General features: G+C 73.1%; 25 protein-coding genes and 1 pseudogene. 19 read left to right on the forward strand and 7 right to left on the reverse strand.

The genetic code is table 11. The features are described from left to right. Nucleotides 1–31 precede the first annotated feature (31 nt). Nucleotides 32–652, reverse strand: a complete 621-nt coding sequence (locus tag ACZ64A_RS03625) for a TetR/AcrR family transcriptional regulator (protein ID WP_469807962.1) — start codon at nucleotides 650–652, stop codon at nucleotides 32–34. 257 nt (nucleotides 653–909) lie between these two features. Then, nucleotides 910–1,392, reverse strand: a complete 483-nt coding sequence (locus tag ACZ64A_RS03630; RefSeq protein WP_469807963.1) for a MarR family transcriptional regulator — start codon at nucleotides 1,390–1,392, stop codon at nucleotides 910–912. A gap of 204 nt (nucleotides 1,393–1,596) precedes the next feature. On the opposite strand from ACZ64A_RS03630, the gene ACZ64A_RS03635 reads away from it, so the two are divergent. The 4 genes from ACZ64A_RS03635 (at nucleotide 1,597) to ACZ64A_RS03650 (ending at nucleotide 5,640) form a co-directional block, all read left to right on the forward strand. Further along, on the forward strand, nucleotides 1,597–2,757 hold the full coding sequence (locus ACZ64A_RS03635) for a PP2C family protein-serine/threonine phosphatase (RefSeq protein WP_469807965.1): 1,161 nt from the start codon (nucleotides 1,597–1,599) through the stop codon (nucleotides 2,755–2,757). 140 nt (nucleotides 2,758–2,897) lie between these two features. After that, nucleotides 2,898–3,797: an STAS domain-containing protein gene (locus tag ACZ64A_RS03640; protein ID WP_469807966.1), complete on the forward strand. Its 900-nt coding sequence runs from the start codon at nucleotides 2,898–2,900 to the stop codon at nucleotides 3,795–3,797. Nucleotides 3,798–3,833: 36 nt separating this feature from the next. Further along, nucleotides 3,834–4,328 (forward strand): ATP-binding protein, encoded by a 495-nt coding sequence (locus ACZ64A_RS03645; protein WP_469807967.1) that lies wholly within the window; start codon nucleotides 3,834–3,836, stop codon nucleotides 4,326–4,328. A 100-nt stretch (nucleotides 4,329–4,428) separates the two neighbouring features. Next, nucleotides 4,429–5,640 (forward strand): PP2C family protein-serine/threonine phosphatase, encoded by a 1,212-nt coding sequence (locus tag ACZ64A_RS03650; RefSeq protein ID WP_469807968.1) that lies wholly within the window; start codon nucleotides 4,429–4,431, stop codon nucleotides 5,638–5,640. Nucleotides 5,641–5,799: 159 nt separating this feature from the next. On the opposite strand, the pseudogene ACZ64A_RS03655 reads toward ACZ64A_RS03650, so the two are convergent. The 4 genes and pseudogenes from ACZ64A_RS03655 to ACZ64A_RS03670 form a co-directional block, all read right to left on the reverse strand. Then, a pseudogene (locus ACZ64A_RS03655) lies at nucleotides 5,800–6,270 on the reverse strand (MarR family winged helix-turn-helix transcriptional regulator); the annotation flags it as partial. A gap of 218 nt (nucleotides 6,271–6,488) precedes the next feature. Then, a complete protein-coding gene (locus ACZ64A_RS03660; RefSeq protein ID WP_469807969.1) occupies nucleotides 6,489–6,920 on the reverse strand; it encodes a PRC-barrel domain-containing protein in 432 nt (143 codons plus the stop codon). Continuing rightward, nucleotides 6,917–7,528 (reverse strand): PRC-barrel domain-containing protein, encoded by a 612-nt coding sequence (locus ACZ64A_RS03665; protein ID WP_469807971.1) that lies wholly within the window; start codon nucleotides 7,526–7,528, stop codon nucleotides 6,917–6,919. Before ACZ64A_RS03665 ends, ACZ64A_RS03660 begins: the two co-directional genes overlap by 4 nt. Continuing rightward, nucleotides 7,525–7,671, reverse strand: coding sequence for a hypothetical protein (locus tag ACZ64A_RS03670; protein ID WP_469807972.1), 147 nt, complete (start codon nucleotides 7,669–7,671; stop codon nucleotides 7,525–7,527). The genes ACZ64A_RS03665 and ACZ64A_RS03670 overlap by 4 nt, the downstream gene beginning before the upstream one ends. Before the next feature lie 288 nt (nucleotides 7,672–7,959). Between ACZ64A_RS03670 and ACZ64A_RS03675 the strand changes: the two genes are divergently transcribed. The 3 genes from ACZ64A_RS03675 (at nucleotide 7,960) to ACZ64A_RS03685 (ending at nucleotide 10,845) form a co-directional block, all read left to right on the forward strand. Beyond that, entirely contained in the window at nucleotides 7,960–8,808 is an 849-nt protein-coding gene (locus tag ACZ64A_RS03675) for an RNA polymerase sigma factor SigF (protein WP_469809042.1), read from the forward strand. A gap of 106 nt (nucleotides 8,809–8,914) precedes the next feature. Further along, entirely contained in the window at nucleotides 8,915–9,340 is a 426-nt protein-coding gene (locus ACZ64A_RS03680) for an ATP-binding protein (RefSeq protein ID WP_469807973.1), read from the forward strand. Nucleotides 9,341–9,618: 278 nt separating this feature from the next. Then, complete coding sequence (locus ACZ64A_RS03685) at nucleotides 9,619–10,845, forward strand: MBL fold metallo-hydrolase (protein WP_469807975.1); 1,227 nt, start codon at nucleotides 9,619–9,621, stop codon at nucleotides 10,843–10,845. Nucleotides 10,846–10,948: 103 nt separating this feature from the next. Here the strand turns inward: ACZ64A_RS03685 and ACZ64A_RS03690 are convergent, their stop codons facing one another. Continuing rightward, entirely contained in the window at nucleotides 10,949–12,100 is a 1,152-nt protein-coding gene (locus tag ACZ64A_RS03690) for a M4 family metallopeptidase (protein WP_469807976.1), read from the reverse strand. An 824-nt stretch (nucleotides 12,101–12,924) separates the two neighbouring features. On the opposite strand from ACZ64A_RS03690, the gene ACZ64A_RS03695 reads away from it, so the two are divergent. The 12 genes from ACZ64A_RS03695 (at nucleotide 12,925) to ACZ64A_RS03750 (ending at nucleotide 24,157) form a co-directional block, all read left to right on the forward strand. Then, nucleotides 12,925–15,159, forward strand: a complete 2,235-nt coding sequence (locus tag ACZ64A_RS03695; protein ID WP_469807977.1) for a sensor histidine kinase — start codon at nucleotides 12,925–12,927, stop codon at nucleotides 15,157–15,159. 50 nt (nucleotides 15,160–15,209) lie between these two features. Then, the gene (locus ACZ64A_RS03700) at nucleotides 15,210–15,644 is read left to right on the forward strand and encodes a roadblock/LC7 domain-containing protein (RefSeq protein ID WP_469807978.1); all 435 of its coding nucleotides are present in this window, start codon (nucleotides 15,210–15,212) and stop codon (nucleotides 15,642–15,644) included. A gap of 2 nt (nucleotides 15,645–15,646) precedes the next feature. Beyond that, complete coding sequence (locus tag ACZ64A_RS03705) at nucleotides 15,647–16,018, forward strand: DUF742 domain-containing protein (RefSeq protein WP_469809043.1); 372 nt, start codon at nucleotides 15,647–15,649, stop codon at nucleotides 16,016–16,018. Next, nucleotides 15,996–16,745, forward strand: a complete 750-nt coding sequence (locus ACZ64A_RS03710; protein ID WP_469807979.1) for a GTP-binding protein — start codon at nucleotides 15,996–15,998, stop codon at nucleotides 16,743–16,745. The genes ACZ64A_RS03705 and ACZ64A_RS03710 overlap by 23 nt, the downstream gene beginning before the upstream one ends. A 64-nt stretch (nucleotides 16,746–16,809) precedes the next feature. Further along, nucleotides 16,810–17,370, forward strand: coding sequence for a GAF domain-containing protein (locus ACZ64A_RS03715; protein WP_469807980.1), 561 nt, complete (start codon nucleotides 16,810–16,812; stop codon nucleotides 17,368–17,370). A gap of 237 nt (nucleotides 17,371–17,607) precedes the next feature. Beyond that, complete coding sequence (gene tdh, locus ACZ64A_RS03720) at nucleotides 17,608–18,636, forward strand: L-threonine 3-dehydrogenase (RefSeq protein ID WP_469807981.1); 1,029 nt, start codon at nucleotides 17,608–17,610, stop codon at nucleotides 18,634–18,636. A gap of 45 nt (nucleotides 18,637–18,681) precedes the next feature. Next, complete coding sequence (locus ACZ64A_RS03725; RefSeq protein WP_469807982.1) at nucleotides 18,682–19,875, forward strand: glycine C-acetyltransferase; 1,194 nt, start codon at nucleotides 18,682–18,684, stop codon at nucleotides 19,873–19,875. Nucleotides 19,876–20,201: 326 nt separating this feature from the next. After that, entirely contained in the window at nucleotides 20,202–21,104 is a 903-nt protein-coding gene (locus ACZ64A_RS03730) for a LysR family transcriptional regulator (protein ID WP_469807983.1), read from the forward strand. Between the two features lie 76 nt (nucleotides 21,105–21,180). Further along, complete coding sequence (locus ACZ64A_RS03735; RefSeq protein ID WP_469807984.1) at nucleotides 21,181–21,762, forward strand: helix-turn-helix domain-containing protein; 582 nt, start codon at nucleotides 21,181–21,183, stop codon at nucleotides 21,760–21,762. Next, nucleotides 21,759–22,286, forward strand: a complete 528-nt coding sequence (locus tag ACZ64A_RS03740; protein WP_469807985.1) for a GNAT family N-acetyltransferase — start codon at nucleotides 21,759–21,761, stop codon at nucleotides 22,284–22,286. The genes ACZ64A_RS03735 and ACZ64A_RS03740 overlap by 4 nt, the downstream gene beginning before the upstream one ends. A 30-nt stretch (nucleotides 22,287–22,316) precedes the next feature. Further along, nucleotides 22,317–22,676: an MmcQ/YjbR family DNA-binding protein gene (locus ACZ64A_RS03745; protein WP_469807986.1), complete on the forward strand. Its 360-nt coding sequence runs from the start codon at nucleotides 22,317–22,319 to the stop codon at nucleotides 22,674–22,676. A 209-nt stretch (nucleotides 22,677–22,885) separates the two neighbouring features. After that, complete coding sequence (locus tag ACZ64A_RS03750; protein WP_469809044.1) at nucleotides 22,886–24,157, forward strand: MFS transporter; 1,272 nt, start codon at nucleotides 22,886–22,888, stop codon at nucleotides 24,155–24,157. Nucleotides 24,158–24,167: the final 10 nt, after the last annotated feature.

Consider the following 24,167-nt stretch of genomic DNA (forward strand, 5'->3'; position numbering starts at 1 on the left):
GAACCCCCGGGGTACGCTCCCCGGGTTCTGCTCACCGTCCTCCTGCGGTCAACGCCTCCCGGGTCAGCCCCAGTTCGCGGGCCAGCGCCTCGTCGACCCACTCCTGCGCCCGGATACGCGAGACCGTGCCGCCGTACGCGGTGAGCTGCACCGCCAGCCCGTCCAGCAGAGCCGTCAGCCGCAGCGCGGCGGCGGCCGGATCGGGACAGGTGAACTCGCCCGCGGCCACCCCCTGCGCGATCACCTCGGCGAGCGCCGCCTTCCACTGCCGGTCCAGGGCGCGGCCCACCTCGCGCAGCGGCGGCTCGCGCAGGGCCGCCGACCAGCCCTCGATCCACAGCCGCCAGCCCTTGGCCTGCCCCGTCGGCGCGTACCAGCGCACCGCCGCGCGCAGCCGGCGCAGCGCGGTGGTACGGCGGCCGAGCAGCTCCTGCAGACGGCCGAGGTCGGCCTCGGCGGCGTAGGCGAAGGCCGCCGCGACCAGCTTCTCCTTGGTGGAGAAGTGGTACAGCACCAGCGCGTTGCTCACGCCGAGCGCCTGGGCGACGTCGGCGATCCGCACCGCCGCCACGCCCCGCTCCTCGATCTGCTCCACGGCGGCCCGCAGGATCTCCTCCCGCCGCTCCGCCACGCTCAACCGCACTCTCGCCACGGCTGATCACCCTAGTGCAGCGCACGGGGCCGGGCACCGCGAATGCCCGCCCCCGTCCTGGGGCACGGCCGCGCTGGAGCCCCGGCGACGACCGCGTGATTGTTGCCGTTTGACAATAATATTGGTGGGGCAACAAAGTAGCGGTGTCGTCCGTGCGCGGGAAGGGTCTGGGAATGTTGCGGTGGGCGGGCACTGCTCCGTGCGCCGACGCCCCGCACCCGAGGGTGCCGGTGGCCCCGGGCCCCGCGCTTGGCTTCTCAGGCGGACCGGCTGCCGGCGTCGGCCTCGGGGCGCATCTGCGCCGAGGCGGCGTCGCAGAAGGCCTCCAGGCCCTCCAGGAGGGCGGCGCGCTTCGCCGCGGGCATCACGTCGAGGACGGCCTGCAGCTCCTGTTGCCTTCGCGCGCGCAGGTCGGCGAGGAAGGCGCGGCCGCGGCTGCTCAGGTGCAGGCGCACCTCGCGCCGGTCGGCGCGGCTGGTCTCTCGGTCGACGAAACCGGCGGCCTGCAGCCGGTCGCAGAGCCGGCTGGTCGAGGGAGGCGTAGAGGCCAGGGAGTCGGCGAGGGTGCGCAGATTGATGCCCTCGTGGTGCTCGAGGACGAGCAGCACACGCAGCTGTGACGCGGAGGCGGGCGCGGTGGAGGCCCGGCCCCAGACCACCTCCAGCAGTTCCGCGGCCGTGGCGGTCACGCGCGCGACTTCGTCGGGCTGCGGGCGGGCGCGGAAGGACGTCACGGTCACACTCTCGTCGGCGCTGGGACGGCAGTCAGCGTACTAGGGGGCGTCTCGCCGCTCACGCCGCGAGCCCGGTGTGAGTGGCGGGACATCCCCTGGACGAGCGGGTCCGCTACTGATGGCCCGGCAACCGGGTAGACGGATCGGACGACCGAAGTCCCCGAGTGATGTCCGGTGATACACCGGCAAAGGATTGGTGTTCTTACCATCGTGAAGAGATTTGTGGTCGCTGAACGCGCTGTACGTACGGCGGCTCCGCACGAGCTGCTCGACGCCGTCCGTCGTGTACTGCTGGAGCAGTACGCGGCGGAGTCCGTCGAGCTGCTGATGGCCGACTACAGCCTCACCGTGCTGCAGCCGGTGTCGGTGCTGCCGCACACCCTGGAGCCGGTATCGGTCCACAACAGCCCGGCCGGCCGGGCGTTCGGAGCCCAGCAGCCCTTCGTGGAGACGCTCGGCGAGGGCCTGGCGCGGGTCCACCTGCCGGTCACCGTGCGCGGTGACCGGCTCGGCGTGCTGTCGGTCACCCTGCCGGACGGCGCTCATGTCGAAGAGTGCCTCGCGGAACTCGCGGAGATCGCCGAGGTGCTCGCACACGAGGTGATCGTGGCCGAGCGGGACACCGACGTGTATCTGCAGGCGCGCCGCAAGGACCGGCTCACCCTGGCCGCCGAGATGCAGTGGCAGCTGCTGCCCGGACGTGCCTGCGCGCGCCCGGAGTACGAACTGGGCGCCCAACTGGAGCCCGCGTACGCGATCTTCGGCGACAACTTCGACTGGTCCCTGACCGCGGACCACCTCCTGCTCTACGTCACCAACGGCATGGGGGAGGGGATCGAGGCCTCCCTGCTGACCAACCTGGCGATCAACGCGCTGCGCAACGCACGGCGGGCCGGCATCTCCCTCGCCGACCAGGCGGCACTCGCCGACCAGGCGGTCTACGCGCACTATCAGGGCCGCTGCTATCTGTCGGTGCTGATGCTCGACTTCGAACTCGCCACCGGTCGTGCCCGGGTGGTGGACGCCGGCTCCCCGCAGCTGCTGCGGCTGCGCGGCGGCGTGGTGGAACGCGTCCGCTTCGAGGCGCAGCTGCCCCTCGGCATGTTCGAGGAGACCGACTACGTCGTCCAGGAGTTCCAGGTCGAGCCCGGCGACCGTCTGATCTTCGTCAGCGACGGGGTGTACGACGTCGCCTCGCCCAAGGGCGAGTCCTACGGTGACACCGCGCTGGCCCGGGCGATCCAGGCCACCCGCCTGCTGCCCGCCGCCGAGGTCCCGCGCGCCATCCTGCGGGAGCTGACCGGCCACCGCGGCCGGCCCGCCCCGGACGACGACGCCCTGGTGGTCTGCCTCGACTGGCGGGGGCGGTGACCGGTGGCACCGCCCGCGACATCCGGTCCGCGGAGGGCGTGTTGTTCGCGTCACCCGCCCGGCGCTAATGTTTGCCATGCGGCAATGATCGGCGGTGGCTGAGCCGATCAGGGGCGTGGGCCCCCGTACCGAAGGAGAAGATGCGGGTGTCGGAGCAGGACGCGGCCCAAGAGACGACGGCGCGGAGACTGACTGTCTTCCTGGAACAGCGACGGGAGCAGCTCGCCCAGCGCTGGGCGGACGCGGCCCTGTTCCGCACGGTGTTCACCGTCTCGCGCGACGAGGCGGTGGAGGCGTGCAAGGCCGTGGTGGCCGCCCTGGCGGCCGTCGCCGCCACCGGCCGGCTGGAGGACATCACGGCGCCCGGCTTCCAGGCGGCCCGCGACCAGTTGGGGCGCACGGCGGCGTCCCGCACCCGCAGCGGATCGACAACGGCGCAGATCGCCGACGAGGTCGCCGCCCTGCGGGTGTCGGCCGCCGAGCTGCTGAGCGGTGAGTTCCCCGACGACTCGGGGGCCGACCCTCAGGACTGCGCCCTGGCGCTGGCGCTGCTGATGGGCACGCTGCGGCTGGTGGTCATGGAGACGACGCTCAGCGCCGGTGAGGAACTCATCGAGCGGCAGCGCCAGCAACTCCTCGAGGTGGCCACCCCCGTCATCGGGCTCTGGGACGGCATCGTCGCCGTGCCCCTGATCGGCACCCTCGACAGCGCCCGCAGCCAGGTCGTCATGGAGAACCTGCTGGAGGCGATCGTCGACCAGCAGGCCGACTTCGCGATCCTCGACATCACCGGCGTACCCACGGTCGACTCCCTCGTCGCCCAGCATCTGATGAAGACCGTCGCCGCCGCCCGGCTCATGGGGGCCGAGTGCATCGTCTCCGGCATCCGCCCCGCGATCGCGCAGACCATGGTCCACCTCGGCATCGACCTGGGCACGATCATCACGCGCGGCAGCCTGGCCGACGCCCTGGCGTACGCACTGAGCAAGCAGGGCGTCGAAGTGTCCCCCCGGGCACCCGCCCTGCCGAGCCGCCGGTGACCTCGTGCCCCGCCGGCCCCGCGGCCCGGGATTGGGGTGCCTGATGCACGCCGGCCCATCGCCACGACGACCGTCCCGATCGGTTCGGACGCCGACCTGGCCTGGGTGCGGCAACCGGTCCGGCAGGCCGCGGCCGACCTCGGTCCGAGCCTGGTCCAGCAGACCAAGCTGATCACCGCCGCCGGCGAACCGGCCCGCAACACCCTCATCCACGGCGGGGGCGGCCACATGGAGCCGACGGCGCCGGACAACGGACAGTCCCACGGCCTGCGGCTGTCCTTCACCGACGAAGGGCCGGGCATCCGCGACATCGAGCAGGCGATGACCGACGGCTGCGCCACGGGCGGCGGCCTCGGTCTCGGACCGAGCGGGGCCCAGCGTCTCGTGCAGGACTTCGGCATCGAGAGCCGGCCCGGACAAGGCACCACCGTCACCATCGCGCTCCGGGCCTCCGGACCGCCGTCCGCCACCGAGGCCGCCTGCGCCCGGGGCGGGGCTCGACGTCGCGTTGCGGCCGGCGACGCGATGTGACGCGTGCGCGGCGAAGCACCGTATGGCGGTTCCCGAAGCACCGTATGGCGGTTCCCGCGTCGCGATAGCGTGGAGACCGCAAGGGGAGAAGGTGAACGCCATGGATGCCTCCGAGTCCGTTCCGTCCGTGGAGAGCCGGTTGCGGGCGGTTCCGCCGCACGCACTCGTCGCCACGGCCCAGCGCCTCCTCGCCGAGGAGGTCGGCGCATCGGAGACCACCCTCTTCCTGGCCGACTACGGTCTGCGGGTCCTGCAACCGGTCACCCATCTGCCGCACACAGGGGAGCCCGTACCCGCCCACGACGGCCCCGCCGGCCGTGCCTTCATCAGCCAGAGCCCGGTGGTGGAGGTGGTCCCCGATCCGGCCGTCCACGTGGTGCACCTGCCCATCACCGTGCGCGGCGACCGACTGGGAGTGCTCACCGTCCGGCTGCCCGCGGCGGCCGCGGATCCGGTCACCGTGCTGCGGCTGGGCGACTTCGCCACGGCGCTCGGCCACGAGGTGGTCACGGCGGGCCGGGACACCGACCTGTACCTTCTGGCCCGGCGCACCCGTCGCCTCACGCTCGCCGCCGAAATGCAGTGGCAGCTCCTGCCGGGCCGTGGCTGCGCCCGCGACGAGTACGTCATCGGCGCGCACCTCGAACCCGCCTACGCCATCGGCGGCGACAACTTCGACTGGTCCACCGGGGCCGATCACCTGACCCTGACCGTCACCGACGGCATGGGGCAGGGCATCGACGCGTCCCTGCTGACCAGCCTCGCGGTGAGCGCCCTGCGCAACGCCCGCCGGGCCGGCATCTCCCTCGCCGACCAGGCCTGCCTCGCGGACCAGGCCCTCTACGCCCACTACGGCGGCAAGGCGTACGCCTCCACCCTCCTGCTGCACTTCGACCTGACGACCGGCCTGGTCCGTGCCGTGGACGCGGGATCACCCGTCCTCTACCTCCTGCGCGAGGGCACCATCCGGCAGGTCGACCTGGAGGCGCAGCTGCCCCTCGGCATGTTCGAGGAGACCCCGTACGACGAGCAGACCTTCCGCGTGGAACCGGGCGACCGGCTCGTCGCCGTCAGCACCGGCGTCCACAACACCCGCTCCGCGCTCGGCGACCTCTTCGGCGAGCACGCGCTGCGCCAGGTCCTCAGCGCGACGCGGCAGACGCCCCCGCACGAGACCGCGCGTGCCGTCGTCTCCGCGCTGTGGGAGCACTTCGGGGGCAGGGACCTCATGGCCGATGCCGCGGTGGTCTGCCTCGACTGGACCGGGCGTACCGCCACGAACGAGGTAAGGGACCCGCACCCGGCCGGGTGAGCACGCTCGTCATCGCTGCGCGGGGGGCGACGGCGACGCCCCGGGTTTCCGTGCGGCTTCGTGCGCACCGGCCCGCCGCGCACCGGTTTGCCGCCCACCGGCGTCCTGCTCCCCGCCGTCCTGCTCACCGGCGTCCCGGTCACCGGCGTCCTGCTCACCTGCTTCCAGGGCCGCCAGGAAGGCGCGCATGCCGTGGCTGAGGGCCGCGCGCTCCTCGGGTGCCATCGCTGCCAGGGCGGCGCCCAGGGCCTGCGCCCGCCGGGATGCCACGTCGTCCAGCACCCGGTTCCCCTGGCCGGTGAGCCGCAGCCGGACCTCCCGCCGCTTGTGCGGATGGGCCGTACGTTCGAGGAGGCCGGCGGCCTCCAGCCGGTCGCACAGCCGGCTCGCCGTGGGCAGCCCTATCCCCAGCTGCTCGGCCAAGGCCGTCAGGTTCACATCCGGAGCCGCGTCCACGGCGCGCAACGCCCTCAGCTGATGCAGGGACAAGCGCAGGGCGGCCTGCTGGGCGGCCGCCGACCAGAGGTCGGTGAGACTGTCCACGGCATCGGCGATCTCCAGCGCGACCGCCTCGACGCCGTCGCGTGATCCCCTCGCTTGGTCGCCTCCGGGGCTGCCGAGACGGGTCACCAACACATCACTTTCCGTAAGCTCCAGGACCGGGTACGCCCCCCATCCCCACGCTGTACCCGAAGAGGCGAGCGGCAAGCGGTACTACCGTCCGCCTCTTCGCCCGTCCGGCGGATCGTACGGCGATCCGGCGCCGGCGTTCACGGCTTAGGGCGGTGCCGGCCCGGTCGCACCGGCACCGCCCTGGAGCGTGCCCTTCGTCCGCGGCGGCCCGGTGATCACCTGCCGTCCGCCCGCACCACCACGGCGTACGAGCCCGCGCCGATCAGCCGCTCGCCGGGGATGTCGCCCAGAGCCGTGAACAGGGTGAGCACACGTCCCGAGGCCGGGTCGAACGCCACGTCCTTGACCGTGCCGTGCTCGACCCCCTGATCCGTCAACACCCGGCGCCCGACGACCTCGTGATGCTCCGGCACATCCGGCGTCGTACGGTCGGCGGCCACCCGCGAACGCACGATGACGGCATCCGGACCCACCGCCTCGACCGCACTCCAGGACACCGCGTCGCTCTGGCCGGGAGCACCGGACAGACGCAGGTACGAGACCATGCCCGTCGCCGCGTCGACCGACACCGCCTCCACCTTGCCGAGGGAGGCGGCCTCGACGGCGGTCAGCACCGGCAGTCCGCGCGTCTGCGAAAAGAGCATCATCGGCGTCCTCCTGCGTCCTCGCCCGGGGCGACGGTATCCGCGGAACCCTGCCGGGTCCGCAGGTGGAAGGCCTCGACCTGGGCCGCGAAGTCCGGCAGGTCGTCGGCGATGAAGTGACGCGCCGACGTCGGGACGACCAGCGCCTGTCCGGACACGGCGAGCGTCTCGCCACGCGGCACGAACACCTTGCGCCGGCGCCGCTTCAGATCCGCGTGGGCGGCGATCTCGAAACCCACCACCCGGCCGCCTGCACCGCTCGCGACGACGAGGTCGAGGACCGTCCCCACCTGCGCGCCCTGCTCCGTGAGAACCGGCGCGCCCAGCACATCGCCGCGCGCGGCCTCGCCGGACCCGATGACCGCCCGCCGTTCCACCAGGGCCGTCTCCTCGCGGACCATCACGGCGGACGGCCCGACGGCATGGACGCCGGCGAACGGCAGACTCTGCCGCAACGGCCCCGCCAGCAGGCCGCGCCCGCTCAGCGTGAACCCGATGATCCGGCCCGCCGGAGCGTCGAAGACGGTGTCCTTGACCTTCGCCAGGGCTTCGCCGCCCAATGTCACCACGACCCGCCCGGTCAGCTCGGAGGCCAGCAGGAGCGTGCTCACCGGGCACCTCCCCGACGGGGCCGCCGTTCGCGCCGCACCACCAGGACCGTGCCGGAGCGGCGGTGCGCCTGCAGGGCGACGGCTCCCACGACGAGCAGCAGCACCAGCGCGACGAGGAGAAGCGTCCAACCCCACCACGTCATTGTCGGCCTCCTTCGAGTCGTCACCTTCCGTGGCGCACGCTGTTCCCACAACCACGCCGCGTTACTGCGGTTGCCCGCGCCGGAGGACCTCAACCCACGCTGTCGCACCCGGCAGTTGGCCGCCCGCGGGGAAGCGGACGGGTGACGCCGTCGCCGCAGCCGCCCCGACCGCCGGAGCTGTCGGCAGCGCAGGTGATCGGAGAGCGCGGGCATGCCCGGCGTGGACCGGGGTAAGCGCGCCTCACTGGCTGCTTCGGTCGGGGAGGTCACGAGAAGGGGAGAGGGATGATGACAGCGACGGCGTCACGCACGGAGGCGGACGGCAGGACGGCCGGCCTGCCGGAGGTGACCGACCCCCGGACGGTCGCGCCGAAGGACGCCCGGCAGCTGACGAAGGCGTTCCTCGAGCGGCTTGCGGTGCTGGAGGAGGGCACTCCCCAGTACCAGTACGCGCGCAACACCCTGATCGAGATGAACACCTCCCTCGTGCGCTACGCGGCGGGCCGGTTCCGCAGCCGCGGCGCGGAGGAGATGGAGGACATCGTCCAGGTCGGCACGATCGGCCTGATCAAGGCGATCGACCGCTTCGAGCTGTCCCGTGAGGTGGAGTTCACCTCCTTCGCGATCCCCTACATCGTCGGTGAGATCAAGCGCTTCTTCCGGGACACCTCCTGGGCCGTCCACGTGCCCCGCCGCCTGCAGGAGGCCCGCGTCGAGCTCGCCCGGGCCACCGAAGAGCTGCGCTCCCGGCTGGGCCGTACCCCGACCGTGCGGGAGCTGGCCGAGCTGATGAGCCTGTCGGAGGAGGAGGTCATCGAGGCGCGCATGGCCTCCAACGGCTACAACTCCTCCTCGCTGGACGCCACCATCGGCGGCGAGCCGGACGGTGAGATGGTGCTGTCCGACTTCATCGGCGCGGAGGATCCCGCCATGGGACTGGTGGAGGACTTCCACGCCCTGGCGCCCCTGATCGCCGACCTCGGCGAGCGCGACCGGCAGATCCTGCACATGAGGTTCGTCGAGGAACTCACCCAGGCCCAGATCGGCGAGCACCTGGGATGCTCCCAGATGCATGTCTCACGGCTGCTGTCCCGGACCTTGAAGCGTCTGCGCGAGGGCATGCTCACCACTCGCTGAACCGGGGCCGGTGCGGTCACCGTAGGGGGAATGGCGGCGCCAGGACCGGGCAGGCGCACCGGCACGTGGTGAACAGATACGTACCGGCCAGTCAGGGAGGCAACGCGTGATCCGCCATCGTCCGGGAACCGGAGTCGGCCCGCCGCGGCAGACGGTCCTCGACAGCGACCCGGAGACCCCCGTCAGGGCCCGGCGCCTGTGCCGGCGCTACCTGCGCCAGCTGGTCCCCCCGCTCGAGGGCCGCGCGGCCGATGACGTGGAACTGGTGGTGTCGGAGCTGGTCACCAACGTGGTGCGGCACGCGCGCAGCGCGACGTGCGTGCTGAGCCTGGACGCCCGGCCGGACGCGGTCGAGGTGACGGTGCTCGACTCCGACCCCACGCCTCCGTGCGCGCGCGTTCCCGACCTGAGCGGCAAGGCCGGGGGGTTCGGCTGGTCCATGGTCCGCCGCCTGGCCGAGCGGGTGACGGTGATCCCCGTCCCGACCGGCAAGGCCGTGTGCGTACTGATGCCCCGGCCGGCCGCCGGCTGAGGCGTTCGGGTCGCGGCCCGCCCGATCCTGACTCGGTGTGGTTTGGGCGGCACTGTACGTGGCACCCGGAGGACGCATGGTTGTTGCGGCTCGGAAGGCGAAGCCGGGCCGCGACGTGCGTTTCCCCTTCGCAAGGGCGGCGAGGCCGGACGGTGGACCGGCCTCGCCGCCCTTCTCGCCGACCGGTCGGCGGAGCTGACACCGGCACCATATTCCGGGCCGAATCCTCCAGGGCCCCTGGGTCGCCGGGCCGGTCGTTCCCGGTGGGGCGGACCATAATGGAACGTCCCGACTCTTCTGGAGGTGCCGTGACCGGCTTGCGTCCCACGAGCGCCGGGCTGCGTGCGCTGAGACCGGCGGCCTTCGGTGCCGACCCGGCCGGTGAGCGACTGGCGCGCATCCGGCGATCGCCCCACTTCAAGGACGGGGTGTTCGTGAACCCGGGCGGCACCGCCCGCACCCGTCCGTCCGGCTCCGCGATGGACTTCGCGAAGGTCTACTTCGACAACGAGTTCCGCCCCCGGCGCTCCCCGACCGGCACGGTCCCGGTGCACGCCACCACGCTCGCCGACCTCGCCCGGCCGCCGGCCACGGGGCTGCGGCTGACCTGGATGGGCCACTCCAGCGTGCTCGCCGAGATCGACGGCCGACGGGTGCTCTTCGACCCCGTGTGGGGTGAGCGCTGCTCGCCGTTCCCCTTCGCCGGTCCCAGACGGCTGCACCCGGCGCCGCTGCCGCTCGCCGCGCTCGGTCCGGTCGACGTCGTCGTCATCTCCCACGATCACTACGACCACCTCGACATGCCCACGATCAAGGCGCTGGCCGGCACCGACACGCTGTTCGCCGTGCCGCTCGGCGTCGGCGCCCATCTGGAGCGCTGGGGCGTCGCGGAGAGCCGGCTGCGCGAGCTGGACTGGCACGAGGACACCAAGATCGGCTCCCTCACCCTGACCGCGACCCCGGCCCGTCACTTCTGCGGCCGCGGCCTGCGCAACACCCAGCACACGCTCTGGGCGTCCTGGGTCGTCGCGGGCGAGTCGCACCGCATCTTCCACAGCGGCGACACCGGCTACTTCGACGGCTTCCAGGAGATCGGCGCCGCCCACGGCCCGTTCGACGCGACGATGATCCAGATCGGCGCGTACAGCGAGTTCTGGCCGGACATCCACATGACCCCCGAGGAGGGCGTGCGCGCCCACCTCGACCTCCAGGGCGGCGAGCCGCACGGCGCGCTGCTGCCGATCCACTGGGGCACCTTCAACCTCGCCCCGCACGCCTGGGCCGAACCGGGGGAGTGGACGAGCCACGCTGCCGCCGAGGCCGGCCAGCTGGTGGCGCTCCCGCGTCCGGGCGAGCCGTTCGAACCCACGGGTGACGTGCCGGTCGAGCCGTGGTGGCGGGCAGTGGCGCACCCCGGCGTCGATGCGTGGCGCCGGCCCGGGCCGGGCGACGCGATTCCGGACGACTCCCGCCACGGCGATCTCGACCTGGCGGGCGACCGGTGACGACGGACGAGGCCCCGGCGCCGAGCACGCGCTCCTGAGGGCAGCCCTCCCTCGCCGTTCCGGGCGGGCCGGGGCCGGCCCGCCCGCGGTCGTTCGCCGGCGATCACCTGCCCTTCAGCGCGGCCAGGTCCTTGGCCAGTCCTCCCACCTGGGCAGCCAGCGCCCCGACCTGTTTGGTCAGGGAGGCCATGCCGTCCTCACGGCCGGCACCGCCGTTGCGGCCGGACGCGAGGCCCTGCGCCCGGGCGACCCCCGCCGGGACGCCGCTGATCTGAATGCCCACCTCCTGCCAGGCGGCCAGCACGGCCAGTTGCTCGGTGCCGCCGGCCCCGAACAGCTCCCCGGCCTTCTGGTACGTGGTGTCCGCGAAGTCCTGGAACTGCGTGTCCGGGCTCGAGGCCTTGAGCGACTCGTACCAGATGAGACCGGGAGCCTCCCAGGCGAACCCGCCGATGCCGACCGCCGTCTCGTAGAACGCCTTGTTCGGAATGCCCGAGTTGATGTGCACGCCGCCGGAGTCACCGGCCTCGCTGTCCGGCAGGTTGACGTATCGGCTCATGTGGTCGGGCTGGGGGTCCTTGCCGAACAGGGCGTTGTCGTAAGCCTGCCCGGGTGCCTTCATGGAGCGCAGGGCGTCGGCTTCGATGCCCGGAGTGAAGATCTCGGGCCCGATCAGCCAGTCGGCCTCCTCGACCGTCTGCTTCCTCGACCACTGCTTGACCAGCGTGCCGAAGACATCGGAGATGGACTCGTTCAGGGCCCCGGACTGGTTGTGGTATTCGAGACCGGCGGTGTTCTCGGTGACTCCGTGCGTCAGCTCGTGGGCGATGACGTCGAGGGATCCGGTGAAGTCGGTGAATATCTTTCCGTCACCGTCGCCGAACACCATCTGGCGGCCGTCCCAGAACGCGTTGTTGAAGTGCGAGCTGAAGTGGACGTATCCGTCCAGGCGCATCCCCCGGCCGTCGATCGAGTTGCGGTGGAACAGCGCCTGGTAGAAGTCGCGCGTCGCGCCGAGTCCGTCGAACGCACGGTTGACGGATGCGTCCCCGGAGGCCGGCCCGTCCTCCGAGCGGGCGTGGACGGCGAGGGGCAGAGAGCTGCCGTGCCGGCAGTCGAAGACGGTCCTGCGGCCGCCGCCGAGGGCGGCGGTACCGGCGAGGGACGCCCGGACCGTGCGCTCGCCGCGCAGGGAGGCGGTGGTCAGCATGGTGGCCAACGCCGCCTGGTGCACCTCGCTGTCGTCACTTCGCATGAGCTTTTCGAGGAGGTGCGGGGGAATGATGCAATGGAGGTGGTGGGTCCTGGTCATGGGAAACCTCGCGTGCAAGAGGAAGCGGCGGTGCGCCTCGCTCCTCTGGTGTGCGTACGTGGATCGTTCGTGGTATCGCGGAACGACCGTGCCCGTCCCGACCGGCAGGACCACTGCGGTCGCGGAGCGCCGAGGCGCGTTGATCATGGGAGGGGCGGTGGCGCCGTGACCCTGCGATCACGTCCGACAAGCCGGACGGCACCCGTGAACGCGCCTACTTCGAGTATCCGCTCGATGCCCTCGGCGTGCACCTCGTGGCGAGGCCGTCATTCCCGTCAAACAGTTCCGCCTTCAACGGACTTCGCGAGCGGGGCGCCCAGGGAACTCCGGGCACACCCGGTGGTGTTGACGGCCGAGGATGTCCTCTGCCCATGTGCGCGGAGCGCTCTGATGTCACGTCAGCGCGGCTGGTGACGCAGGGTGATGTAAAGGGGAGAGCTGTACGGGGCGCGGACCGGTCCCGAGTGGTCTCCGCCGGGTGCCGGCCGAACCGGAAGCGGACGAGGGCAGGGGTCGGAAGGTGAGGTGCCTCCCGCCCCTCACTTTGGTCCACGACCACTCCTGAACAGCCCTGATCGAAGAATGATCGCCACTGTTCGTTGTCCGAGCAGGGTTATCGGTCTGTCGTACGAAGCGTCATACCAGAGCGGGATGCCGTGCGTGGGACTTTGTCAACTGCCCACCGCACATGATGCGTTGCCGACTACTGTGAGTGTCCGTCGGGCGAGAGCAGCCCGACGGACCAGGCCCCCAGTACGAGGACACCGATGTCTCACCTCCGCGCACCGGCCGCACGCGCAGACCGCCGTGAGGGCGGCGGGCGGCACGGGCGACCGGCAGTCCGCACCCACCCCTCCGTCCCCGAGGCCCACATACGGCCGCAGCTGCTGCGCCTCGCCGTGCTCCCGCCGACCGCCGTCGCACTGAGCGCCTGCGCGGCCGTGCTGTTCACCGTCCGCACCTCCGCGCCACGCCCCGGCGCCACCCTGTGGGCCGTGCTGGCCGGCGCTGCCGCCGTCGCCCTCGCCGGCATCGTCATCGCCGCCGTCGCCGCCGACCGCACGGCCCGCTCCGTCGGCGACCGGGTCGGCGTCCTGCGCCGCCGCAGCGCGCGCGGCGAGGCCGACCTGCGCGCCCTGGTCGAGGCGCTGCGCCGCGGTGAGGCCCCGCCCGCACCCCCGCAACGCCACGCACCGGGCGCCGACGCCGACGACCTCGACCTGCTCGCCGCCGACCTGACCCGCGCGCACGACGCCGCCGTCACCGCCGTGGTCCAGGCCGCCCAGCTGTCCAGCCAGACCGGCAGCGAGCAGAAACTGGAGGTCTTCGAGAACCTCGCCCGGCGGCTGCAGTCCCTGGTGCACCGGGAGATCTCCATCCTCGACGAGCTCGAGAACGAGATCGAGGATCCCGACCTGCTCAAGAGCCTCTTCCACGTCGACCACCTCGCCACCCGCATCCGCCGCCACGCCGAGAACCTCGCCGTGCTCGGCGGCGCCGTCTCCCGCCGGCAGTGGAGCCACCCCGTCTCCATGACCGAGGTGCTGCGCTCGGCGATCGCCGAGGTCGAGCAGTACTCCCGGGTCAAACTGGTCCCGCCGATCGAGGGCACCCTGCGCGGCCACGCCGTCGCCGACGTCATCCACCTGCTCGCCGAACTCGTCGAGAACGCCGGCGTGTTCTCCGCCCCGCACACCCAGGTCCTGCTGCGCGCCAACCTCGTCACCTCCGGCCTCGCCGTCGAGGTCGAGGACCGTGGCCTCGGCATGCCCATGGAGGAGCAGCAGCGGATGAACCAGCTGCTCGCCGATCCCGACCAGGTCAACGTCGCCCGGCTGCTCGCCGACGGCCGCATCGGGCTGTACGTGGTCTCCCAGCTCGCACGGCGGCACGGCATCCGGGTCCGGTTGCAGACCAACATCTACGGCGGGGTCCAGGCCGTCCTCGTCGTCCCGCAGGCCCTGCTCGGCGCCGACTCCGAGAGCGGTCCCGGTGCCGTCCCGGCGGCCGCGACCGGACGGCACGAGCCCGGCGCCGGTGCCGTCCCTGCGGCCGGTGGCCGGCCGCACGACTCCGGCCTCGGTGCCGTCCCCCCGGCCGGGAGCCGGCCGCACGACTCCGGTACCGGCCCGCACCCCGTCGTCGTACCGCCGCCGCAGGCGCCGCCCACCGGGCTCTACGCCGTGCCACCGCACCAGCCGCATCCCGCGTCCGCGCTCCACGCCACGGCCCCGGACGGCGACGACGGCGCCGTGCCGGTCGTACGGCCGCGGGAGGGCGACCGGCACACCGGCGCCGGGCGGCCGGACGCGGCGCATTCCGAGGCGACCGCGCCACCGCTGCCAGAGCAGGCCGCCTCCCCGCAGGCCGAACGCGCCGCACACCCCGCCGGCGCACAGCCTGCCGTCGCTCCCGGGAGCGGCGCCTACGGGGACAGCGTTCCGCCGCTGCCCGTGCGGGGGCGGCAGCAGGAGCGGCCCACCCCGGCCGCGGCCGTGCCCGGCATCCGGCCCGAGGACCGGGCGGCCGTGGAGGACATCGCGGGCGCCCCGCCGCTCCCGCGGGCCGGCGCCGTCCGCGGCACCATGGGCAGACCCGGGCTGCCCCGGCGCCGCGCCCAGGAGCACATCGTCCCGCAACTGCGCGGCGGCCCCGTGCCCCGCCCCGAGGACGACGCCGCCGGACCCGACCCGGACCTGATGGCCGCCTTCCGGCGCGGCATCACGCTCGCCGAGGCCCAGCAGAGCCTCGACCCGGCCGCCGCGCCCCGCCCGGAACCGGCCACCGGGCCCACCACCCTGCACCTCCCGCCCGAGCACGCCCGGCACGCCCCGCAGGTCCCGCACACCCCGTACTCCGGGCTGCGCGCCGTGCACCTGCCCGCGCCGCTCGACGCACCCGGCGCCCGCGACGGCAGACCGGCTTCCGCGCCGGACCACCCCGCCGCCCCCGCGCCCGACCGTCTCACCACCCGGCACGACGGGAGCGCACCGGCCGGATGACCACCCCCACCGCTCCCGCCCCACCCCGTACCCCAAGGAGTCGATCCACCATGGCGAGCGATGCGCCGACCGCCCAGGCAACCGACCTCGACTGGCTGTTGAGCGGCCTCGTCCAGCGCGTTCCCCACACCCGCAGCGCCGTCCTGCTCTCCTGCGACGGGCTCGTGAAGTCCCTGCACGGGCTCGACGTGGACAGCGCCGACCACATGGCCGCCCTCGCCTCCGGCCTCTACTCCCTCGGACGCAGCGCCGGAGTGCGCTTCGGCGACGGCGGTGACGTCCGGCAGGTCGTCGTCGAACTCGACGCGACCCTGCTCTTCGTCACCACCGCCGGCTCCGGCACCTGCCTCGCCGTGCTCGCCGGCCGCGACGCGGACGCCGCCGTGCTCGGCTACGAGATGGCCATGCTCGTCAAGAGCGTCCGCCCCTACCTGGTCACCGCCCCCCGCCAGCAGTCCGCCGAACGCCCGGTGATGCGGCCTTGAGCGTGGCCGCGGCAGGGGAGGGACCCTGGCTCGACGACGCGGCGGGCCGGCTGGTGCGCCCCTTCACGGTGAGCAACGGCCGCACCCGCCCCAGCGTCGCACTCGATCTGATGTCACAGGTGATGGCCACCGGGGCGACCCCCCTCGGCTATCTCGGCCCCGAACACGCACAGGCACTCGACCTGTGCCGGGCACCCGTCTCGGTGGCCGAGATCGCCGCCCACCTGAAGCTGCCGGCGGTGGTCACCAAGGTGCTGTTGTCCGACCTTGTCGACACCGGGGCGCTCACCACCAAGCCCCCGGCGTACCACCACCAACCCACCGACCGGGCCCTACTGGAGGCAGTGCTCGATGGACTACGACGACAGCTCTGAGACGTCCTGCGACCGCTCCGGCCACGGCGACCGCTCCGGCCACGGCAGGCTCTCCGCGTACCCCGGCGGCCTCTCCGCCCAGGGCGGCGGCCCCTCCGGGCCCCGCGCCGGCACGCCCCCGTACCCGGCGCACGACGACGACACCGGAACCGACCCCTTCCCGACCGCGCTGAAGATCCTCGTCGCGGGCGGGTTCGGCGTCGGCAAGACCACCTTCGTGGGCGCGGTCAGCGAGATCGCCCCGCTCAGCACCGAGGAACTGCTCACCACCGTCGGCGCGGCCACCGACAGTCTCGAGGGCATCGAGAACAAGATGGAGACCACGGTCGCCATGGACTTCGGCCGCATCACCCTCGACTCCGAGCACGTGCTGTACCTGTTCGGCACCCCCGGACAGGAGCGGTTCTGGTTCATGTGGGACGAACTGTGCGAGGGCGCCCTCGGCGCGGTCGTCCTCGCCGACACCCGGCGGCTGCAGGAGTGCTTCGCCGCCGTCGACTTCTTCGAGGAGCGCGGCCTCGGCTTCATCGTCGCCGTCAACGAGTTCGACGGCGCCCACCGCTACGACCCGGAGGAGATCCGCGCCGCCATCGACCTGGCCCCGGAGATCCCCGTCGTGCGCTGCGACGCCCGGATCTCCGCCTCCGGCGTACAGACCCTGCTCACCCTCGTGCGGCACCTCATCGCCTACGCCCCCGTCGCCCCCGCCTCCACCCGCGGCGCCTGACAGGAGAGAACGTGACGCCCGAAGACCCTCCCCCGAACCACCCCCGCACCGCTGGAGAACGGCCATGAGGTACGAGCCGCCGAGCCCCGTCGGCCGGCTGCTGCTCACCCCCGAGGACCGCGACGCCCCCGCCCGGGCCCGCCGGCTGCACCTGCTCGGCCTCGGGGACCGGCCCGAGCCCGCCCTCGACTCCTACGCCGGCCACCTCGCCGACCTCACCGGCGCGCCGTTCGGAATGGTCAACTTCCTCGGCGCGGACGCCCAGTTCTTCGCCGGACTGCACGCGCCGCCCCCGCCGCCCCCCGTGCCGGGCGAGCCGCCGCGCCCCGCCCTCGGCCGGGTCCTGCCGCGCGACCACGGCTACTGCCCGCATGTCGCCGTGCGCCGCCGCGCCCTGGCCCTGGAGGACGTCGCCGACTACCCGCGATTCGCCGGCAACCCGGTCGTCGACGAGTACGGCATCCGCTCCTACCTCGGCGCCCCGCTCATCGACTCCACCGGAACGGTCCTCGGCACCGTGTGCGTCGCCGACCGCGCGCCCCGGACCTGGGGCAAGGCCGGCCTGGAGACGATCAAGTCCGCGGCCGCCGACCTCGCGGGGCGACTGGAACACGGGCTGGTGTGACGGCCGGCCGCCAGGCGGGCGCGGGCCGGTGGGACGGCCGGCCGCCGAAGGAGCGCGGGCCGGTGTGACGACTGGACCGAAGGCGTGAAGGAAAGCTGAGACGCCGCTTAAGAAAAGCTCGATGGACCCCGGCGTGCGCTATACGGCAGATTGCTGAACGCATTCCCATCCCTCTTCCCGCACGCGGGCTTCTTCGGCCTGCCCGCGCCCGGGCCCGAGCACCACAGGAGCCGTAGCGTGAAGGCGCTGGTCAAGGAGAAGGCGGAGCCCGGACTGTGGCTCACGGACGTACCGGAGCCGGCCATCGGCCCCGGGGACGTCCTGATCAAGGTGCTGCGCACCGGCATCTGCGGCACCGACCTGCACATCCGGGCCTGGGACGGCTGGGCGCAGCAGGCCATCACCACCCCGCTGGTGGTCGGGCACGAGTTCGTCGGCGAGGTCGTCGAGACCGGCCGTGACGTCGGTGACATCGCCGTCGGCGACCGGGTCAGCGGCGAGGGCCACCTGGTGTGCGGCAAGTGCCGCAACTGCCTGGCCGGCCGCCGCCACCTGTGCCGCGCCACCGTCGGTCTGGGCGTCGGCCGCGACGGCGCGTTCGCGGAGTACGTCGCGCTGCCCGCGACCAATGTCTGGGTGCACCGCGTCCCCGTCGACCTCGACGTCGCCGCGATCTTCGACCCCTTCGGCAACGCCGTGCACACCGCGCTGTCCTTCCCGCTCGTCAACGAGGACGTCCTCATCACCGGCGCCGGCCCGATCGGCCTGATGGCCGCCGCCGTCGCCAAGCACGCCGGGGCCCGCCACGTCGTCATCACCGACGTCAGTGACGAGCGGCTGGAGCTGGCGCGGAAGATCGGTGTGAGCCTCGCCCTGAACGTGGCGCGGGAGCAGATCGCCGACGGGCAGCGCGAGCTGGGCCTGCGCGAGGGCTTCGACATCGGCCTGGAGATGTCCGGCCGGCCCGAGGCGCTGCGCGACATGATCGGCAACATGACGCACGGCGGCCGTATCGCCATGCTCGGCCTGCCCGCCGAGGAGTTCCCGGTGGACTGGGCCCGGATCGTCACCTCGATGATCACCATCAAGGGCATCTACGGCCGGGAGATGTTCGAGACCTGGTACGCGATGTCGGTGCTGCTGGAGGGCGGCCTCGACCTCGCCCCCGTGATCACCGGCCGCTACGGCTACCGCGACTTCGAGGCGGCGTTCGCGGACGCCGCGAGCGGCAAGGGCGGCAAGGTCATCCTCGACTGGACCGCGTGACCCCGCCCCGGCCTCTTCCCCGCGAGCACTCCTAGGAGCTTGACGATGTTCGAATCCGTGCGCGACGACCTGCGTGCCACCCTCGACGAGATCCGCGCCGCCGGGCTGCACAAGCCCGAGCGGGTCATCGACACCCCACAGTCCGCGACCGTCAACGTCACCGCCGGCGGCCGCCCCGGCGAGGTCCTCAACTTCTGCGCCAACAACTACCTCGGCCTCGCCGACCACCCCGAGGTCGTCGCCGCCGCCCACGCGGCCCTGGACCGCTGGGGCTACGGCATGGCCTCGGTGCGCTTCATCTGCGGCACCCAGGAGGTCCACAAGGAGCTGGAGGCGCGGCTGTCGGCCTTCCTCGGCCAGGAGGACACGATCCTGTACTCCTCCTGCTTCGACGCCAACGGCGGTGTCTTCGAGACGCTGCTCGGCGAGGAGGACGCCGTCATCTCCGACGCCCTCAACCACGCCTCCATCATCGACGGCATCCGCCTGTCCAAGGCCCGCCGCTTCCGCTACGCCAACCGGGACCTGGAGGACCTGGAGCGCCAGCTGAAGGAGGCGTCCGGCGCGCGCCGCCGCCTGATCGTCACCGACGGCGTCTTCTCCATGGACGGCTATGTGGCACCGCTGGCGGAGATCTGCGACCTGGCGGACCGCTACGACGCGATGGTCATGGTCGACGACTCGCACGCCGTCGGCTTCGTCGGCCCCACCGGCCGCGGCACCCCCGAGCTGCACGGGGTGATGGACCGGGTCGACATCATCACCGGCACCCTGGGCAAGGCGCTCGGCGGCGCCTCCGGCGGTTACGTCGCCGCCCGCGCCGAGATCGTCGCCCTGCTGCGCCAGCGCTCGCGGCCGTACCTGTTCTCCAACACCCTCGCCCCGGTGATCGCGGCGGCCTCGCTGAAGGTCCTCGACCTGCTGGAGGCGGCCGACGACCTGCGGGTCCGGCTCAACGAGAACACCGCGCTGTTCCGCCGCCGGATGACCGAGGAGGGCTTCGACATCCTCCCCGGCGACCACGCCATCGCCCCCGTGATGATCGGTGACGCGGCCGTCGCCGGCCGGATGGCCGAGCTGCTGCTGGAGCGCGGCGTGTACGTGATCGGCTTCTCCTACCCGGTCGTCCCGCAGGGCGCGGCCCGCATCCGCGTGCAGCTGTCCGCCGCGCACTCGACGGAGGACGTGAACCGGGCCGTGGACGCGTTCGTGGCGGCCCGCGCAGAACTGAACGCCTGACCGGGCTGGACCGGTCCGGGCCCCGACCTGACCGGCCCGGTCCTGACGGGAACGCCGGCCCGGTCCTGAGCCGGCCGGTCCGGTCCTGAGCCGGCCGGTCCGGCTCAGGACTGGCCGGTCCGGCCCGGGCCGGGAGGGCGTGGCTCTGCCCCGTCGGTCATTGCCCCCCGACCCGCCGGTCGTCGGCTCCCGATCCAGCCGGGCGTCGGCTCCAGATCGGCCGGTCGGGAGCCGGCCCGGTCGGGTCGGTGAGGGGCAGGTCGGTCGCCTTCCGGTTTGTGCGGTGTGGGTCCGGGTTGTCCTGGCGACCTGAGAGAATCGATTCCGTGATCGAAGCGCGGCGGCTCCACATCCTCCGTGCGGTGGCCGACCACCGCACGGTGACGGCGGCTGCCGCCGCGTTGTACCTCACCCCTTCGGCGGTCTCCCAGCAGCTCACCGCGCTGGAGCAGGAGACCGGTCACCGTCTGGTCGAGCGCGGCGCCAAGGGCGTACGGCTCACCCCGGCCGGTGAGATCCTGCTCAGCCACACCAACGCCGTCCTGGCCCAGCTGGAGCGGGCCGAGGCGGAACTGGCCGCCTACAGCTCCGGGGAGGCCGGCACGGTCACCGTCGCCGCCTTCGCCACCGGCATCGCGCTGGTCGTCGCGCCCGCGGTGGCCCGGCTCGCCGGGACGGCCCCCGGTATCCGCATCCGCGTCCAGGACGCCGAGGGCGACGCCAGTCTGCCGATGGTGCTGGACCGGCAGGTGGACGTGGCGGTCGCCGTCGAGTACCGCGGCGCCCCGCCCGCCGACGACCCCCGCCTCACCCACATGCCGCTCTACGCCGAGCCGTTCGACGCGGTCGTCCCGGTCAGCCACCGCCTCGCCGACGCCGTCGAGGTTCCCCTGGCCGACCTGGCCAAGGACCCCTGGATCGGCCCCTACCCCGGCAACCCCTGCCACGACGTGGTCGTCCTGGCCTGCGAGCACGCCGGCTTCCAGCCCCGGCTGGAGCACTCCTCCGACGACTTCCGCGCGGTCGTCGCCCTCGCCGCGGCCGACGCCGGAGTGGCCCTCGTACCGCGTTCCGCCTTGCGTGGCATGGACCTCACCGGTGTCGTCGTCCGCCCCGTCGACGGCGCGCCGCCGACCCGCCGGGTCTTCGCCGCCGTGCGCCGGGGCGCGGAGGAACACCCGCTGATCCGCCCGGTCCTGGACGCGCTGTCCGCGGCGGCCGCCAGCTGACACCGGTCGTCCGCACCAACGCGCCGGTGAGGCTTCCGTAACACCGTCGTCTCATATCCGGGATAGCGTCCCGGATATGAGAACCGAGGAGAGTCCTCCGGAGTCGATCGACCTCCGTCTCGCCGGGCGCCTGGCCGAGCTGCGGGCCGAGCAGGGCTGGTCGCTGGGGGAGCTGGCGGAGCGCAGCGGGGTCAGCCGGTCGACACTGTCGCGGGCGGAGCGCGCCGAGACCAGCCCCACCGCCGCCCTGCTGAACCGGCTGTGCAACGTCTACGGCCGGACCATGTCCCAGCTGCTCAGCGAGGTCGAGGCGGAACCGGCCCCGCTGCTGCGGGCCGCCGACCAACCGGTGTGGGAGGACCGTGACTCCGGCTTCGTCCGGCGTTCCGTGTCGCCGCCGCACACCGGGCTGCGCGGCGAACTCGTCGAGGGCCGCCTCGCCCCGGGCGCCGACCTCGCCTACGACCGTCCGCCCGTGGCCGGCCTGGAACAGCACATCTGGGTGCTGGAGGGCGCCCTGGAGGTCACCGTGCAGGACGTCACGCACCGCCTCGTCACCGGGGACTGCCTGCGGATGCGGGTGTGGGGGGCGACGCGGTTCCGGTGCGCGGACGACGACACCGGCGTGCGCTATCTGCTGGCGGTGGTGCGGCCGTGAAACGTCTCGAGGCCCCCGAAGTCCTGGCCGCCTCGGCGGAGTTGGCGGAACTGCTGGTCGACACCGTGGCCGGCGGTGCCTCCGTCGGCTTCCTCGCGCCCCTGACACCGGCCGAGGCCGTCGCCTGGTGGCGCGAGCGCGCGCAGGCCGTGGCCGCCGGACGGCTCATGGTGTGGGTGGCGTACGACGCGGGCCGGCCGGTCGGCACCGTGAGCCTCGCCCTGCCCGACAAGCCCAACAGCCGCCACCGCGCGGAGATCGTCAAGCTGATGGTCCACCCCGGTGCGCGCGGCGGCGGACTCGGCCGCGCCCTGCTGGCCGGCGCCGAGGAGGCGGCCGTCGCGTCCGGGATCACGCTGCTGCACCTGGACACCGAGACCGGCAGCCCCGCCGAGTCCCTGTACCGCTCGGCCGGGTGGACGCGCGCCGGGACGATCCCCGACTACGCGGCGAGCCCCGAAGGCGTCCTGAGGCCGACGACCCTGTACTACAAGCAGGTCGGGGCGGTCGGCCCCGGCGGGTGAGTGTCAGTGGCGGCGGTTACGGTTCCTGCCATGTCGGATGCCGAAGACGTACGCCGTGTCGCGCTGTCCCTGCCGGACACGACGGAGAAGATCGCCTGGAGCATGCCCACGTTCCGGGTCGCGGGGAAGATGTTCGCCACGCTGCCCGAGGACGAGACCTCCATGGCGGTGCGCTGCCCGAAGGAGGAGCGCGACGAACTCGTGCTGGCCGAGCCGGGGAAGTTCTGGATCGCCGGGCACGAGGCGCAGTTCGCCTGGATCCGGGTCCGGCTCCGGGCGCTGGAGGACGAGCAGGAGCTGCGCGACATCCTCGCCGACTCCTGGCGCCAGGCGGCACCGTCCCGACTGCTGGAGTCCTACCCGGAGTTGGGGCAGCCGGCCCCCGAATGACCGCGGGGTGGAAAAACCCGTGGCGTTGTCAGTGCCGAGTGGCATGATCCGACGGCAGTGACGGGTAGTGCCGGCAGACGGCAGTGAAGGCAGCCGGAGCGGAGGGGGCTCCGGCTGCCGGGGGACACCGGGAGGGAGGGCCTCAATTGGGTGACAGCGGGAGCGCGCCGAGGGGCGGCGCGGGAGGGGCCGGGAACAGCGCGGCCACGGTGGTGAGCGGCGGTGCGGGAGTGTGGTCCCGGGACTTCGGGCTGTTCTTCACGGCGCGGGCCGTGGCCCGGCTCGGCGACACCATGCTGCCGGTGGCCCTCGCCGCGGGGCTGCTCGAACGCGGGTACGGAGCGGGCGCGGTCGGTCTCGCCATGGCCGCGACCGCCGCCGCGTTCGCCGGGCTCGTCGTCTTCGGCGGGGTCGTCGCCGACCGCTTCTCCACCCGCAAGCTGATGATCGGCGCCGACCTGGTCCGGCTGGGCACGCAGTCCCTGGCCGCCGCCCTGTTCTTCGCCGACCACGTGGTGCTGTGGGAGATCTGCGCGATCGCGTTCGCCAACGGTGTCGCGGGCGCCGTCTTCCAGCCCGGCGTGGCCAGTACGGTGCCCCGTCTCGCCGCCGACATCCAGGGCGCCAACGGCGCCATACGCATCGCCGAGTCCGCCGCGCAGCTCGCCGGCCCCGCCCTCGCCGGTCTGCTCGTCGGATTCGCCTCCCCGGGCGGTGTGTTCGCGGCGCACGCGGCCACCTACGCCGTCAGCGCCCTGTGCCTGCTGCTGATCCGGATGCCCCCGCTCGCGCACGGCGACCGCCCGGTCCGGCGAGGTGCCCGCGCCTTCCGCGCCGATCTCGTCGAGGGCTGGCACGAGTTCCGGTCGCGCACGTGGCTGTGGGGCGTGATCGCCGTCTGGTGTCTGTACATGATCGCGGTGTGGGGGCCCAGCGTGCCCCTGGTCGCCACCGAGGTGGTGCAGCACCACGGACCGCGCGCCTACGGCCTGGTCAACTCCGCCCTCGGTGCGGGAACCGTCGTCGGTGGACTGCTCGCGCTGCGGCTGCGCCCCCGCCGCATGCTGCGCGCAGGGGCGATCGCGCTGTTCGGCTTCGTCGCCTTCCCGGCGAGCGTCGGTGCGGGCCTCGGCGTGCCCGCCATGGCGGCCGGGGCCGCGGTCGCCGGGGCGGCGATGTCGTTCTGGGGCGTCATGTGGGCCACCAGCGTGCAGACCCAGGTCCCCGCCGACGTCCTCAACCGCATCCACGCCTACGACGTCGCCGGTTCCCTCGCGATGATGCCCGTCGGCCAGGCCCTGGCCGGCCCCGCCGCCTCGGCGCTGGGCGCCGACCACGTGCTCCTGGTGTCCGCGGCGGCCAGCGTCGTCGTCGCCCTGGCGCTCCTTTCCGTGCCCGCGATACGCGACCTGGTCCGCGCCGACGCGACCCCGCGCGGCGGAACGTCGATACCGCGGCCGGCGCGGACGGAACACGGCTGACCCGGCGCAC

Source organism: Streptomyces sp. NPDC104814 (assembly GCF_055583185.1).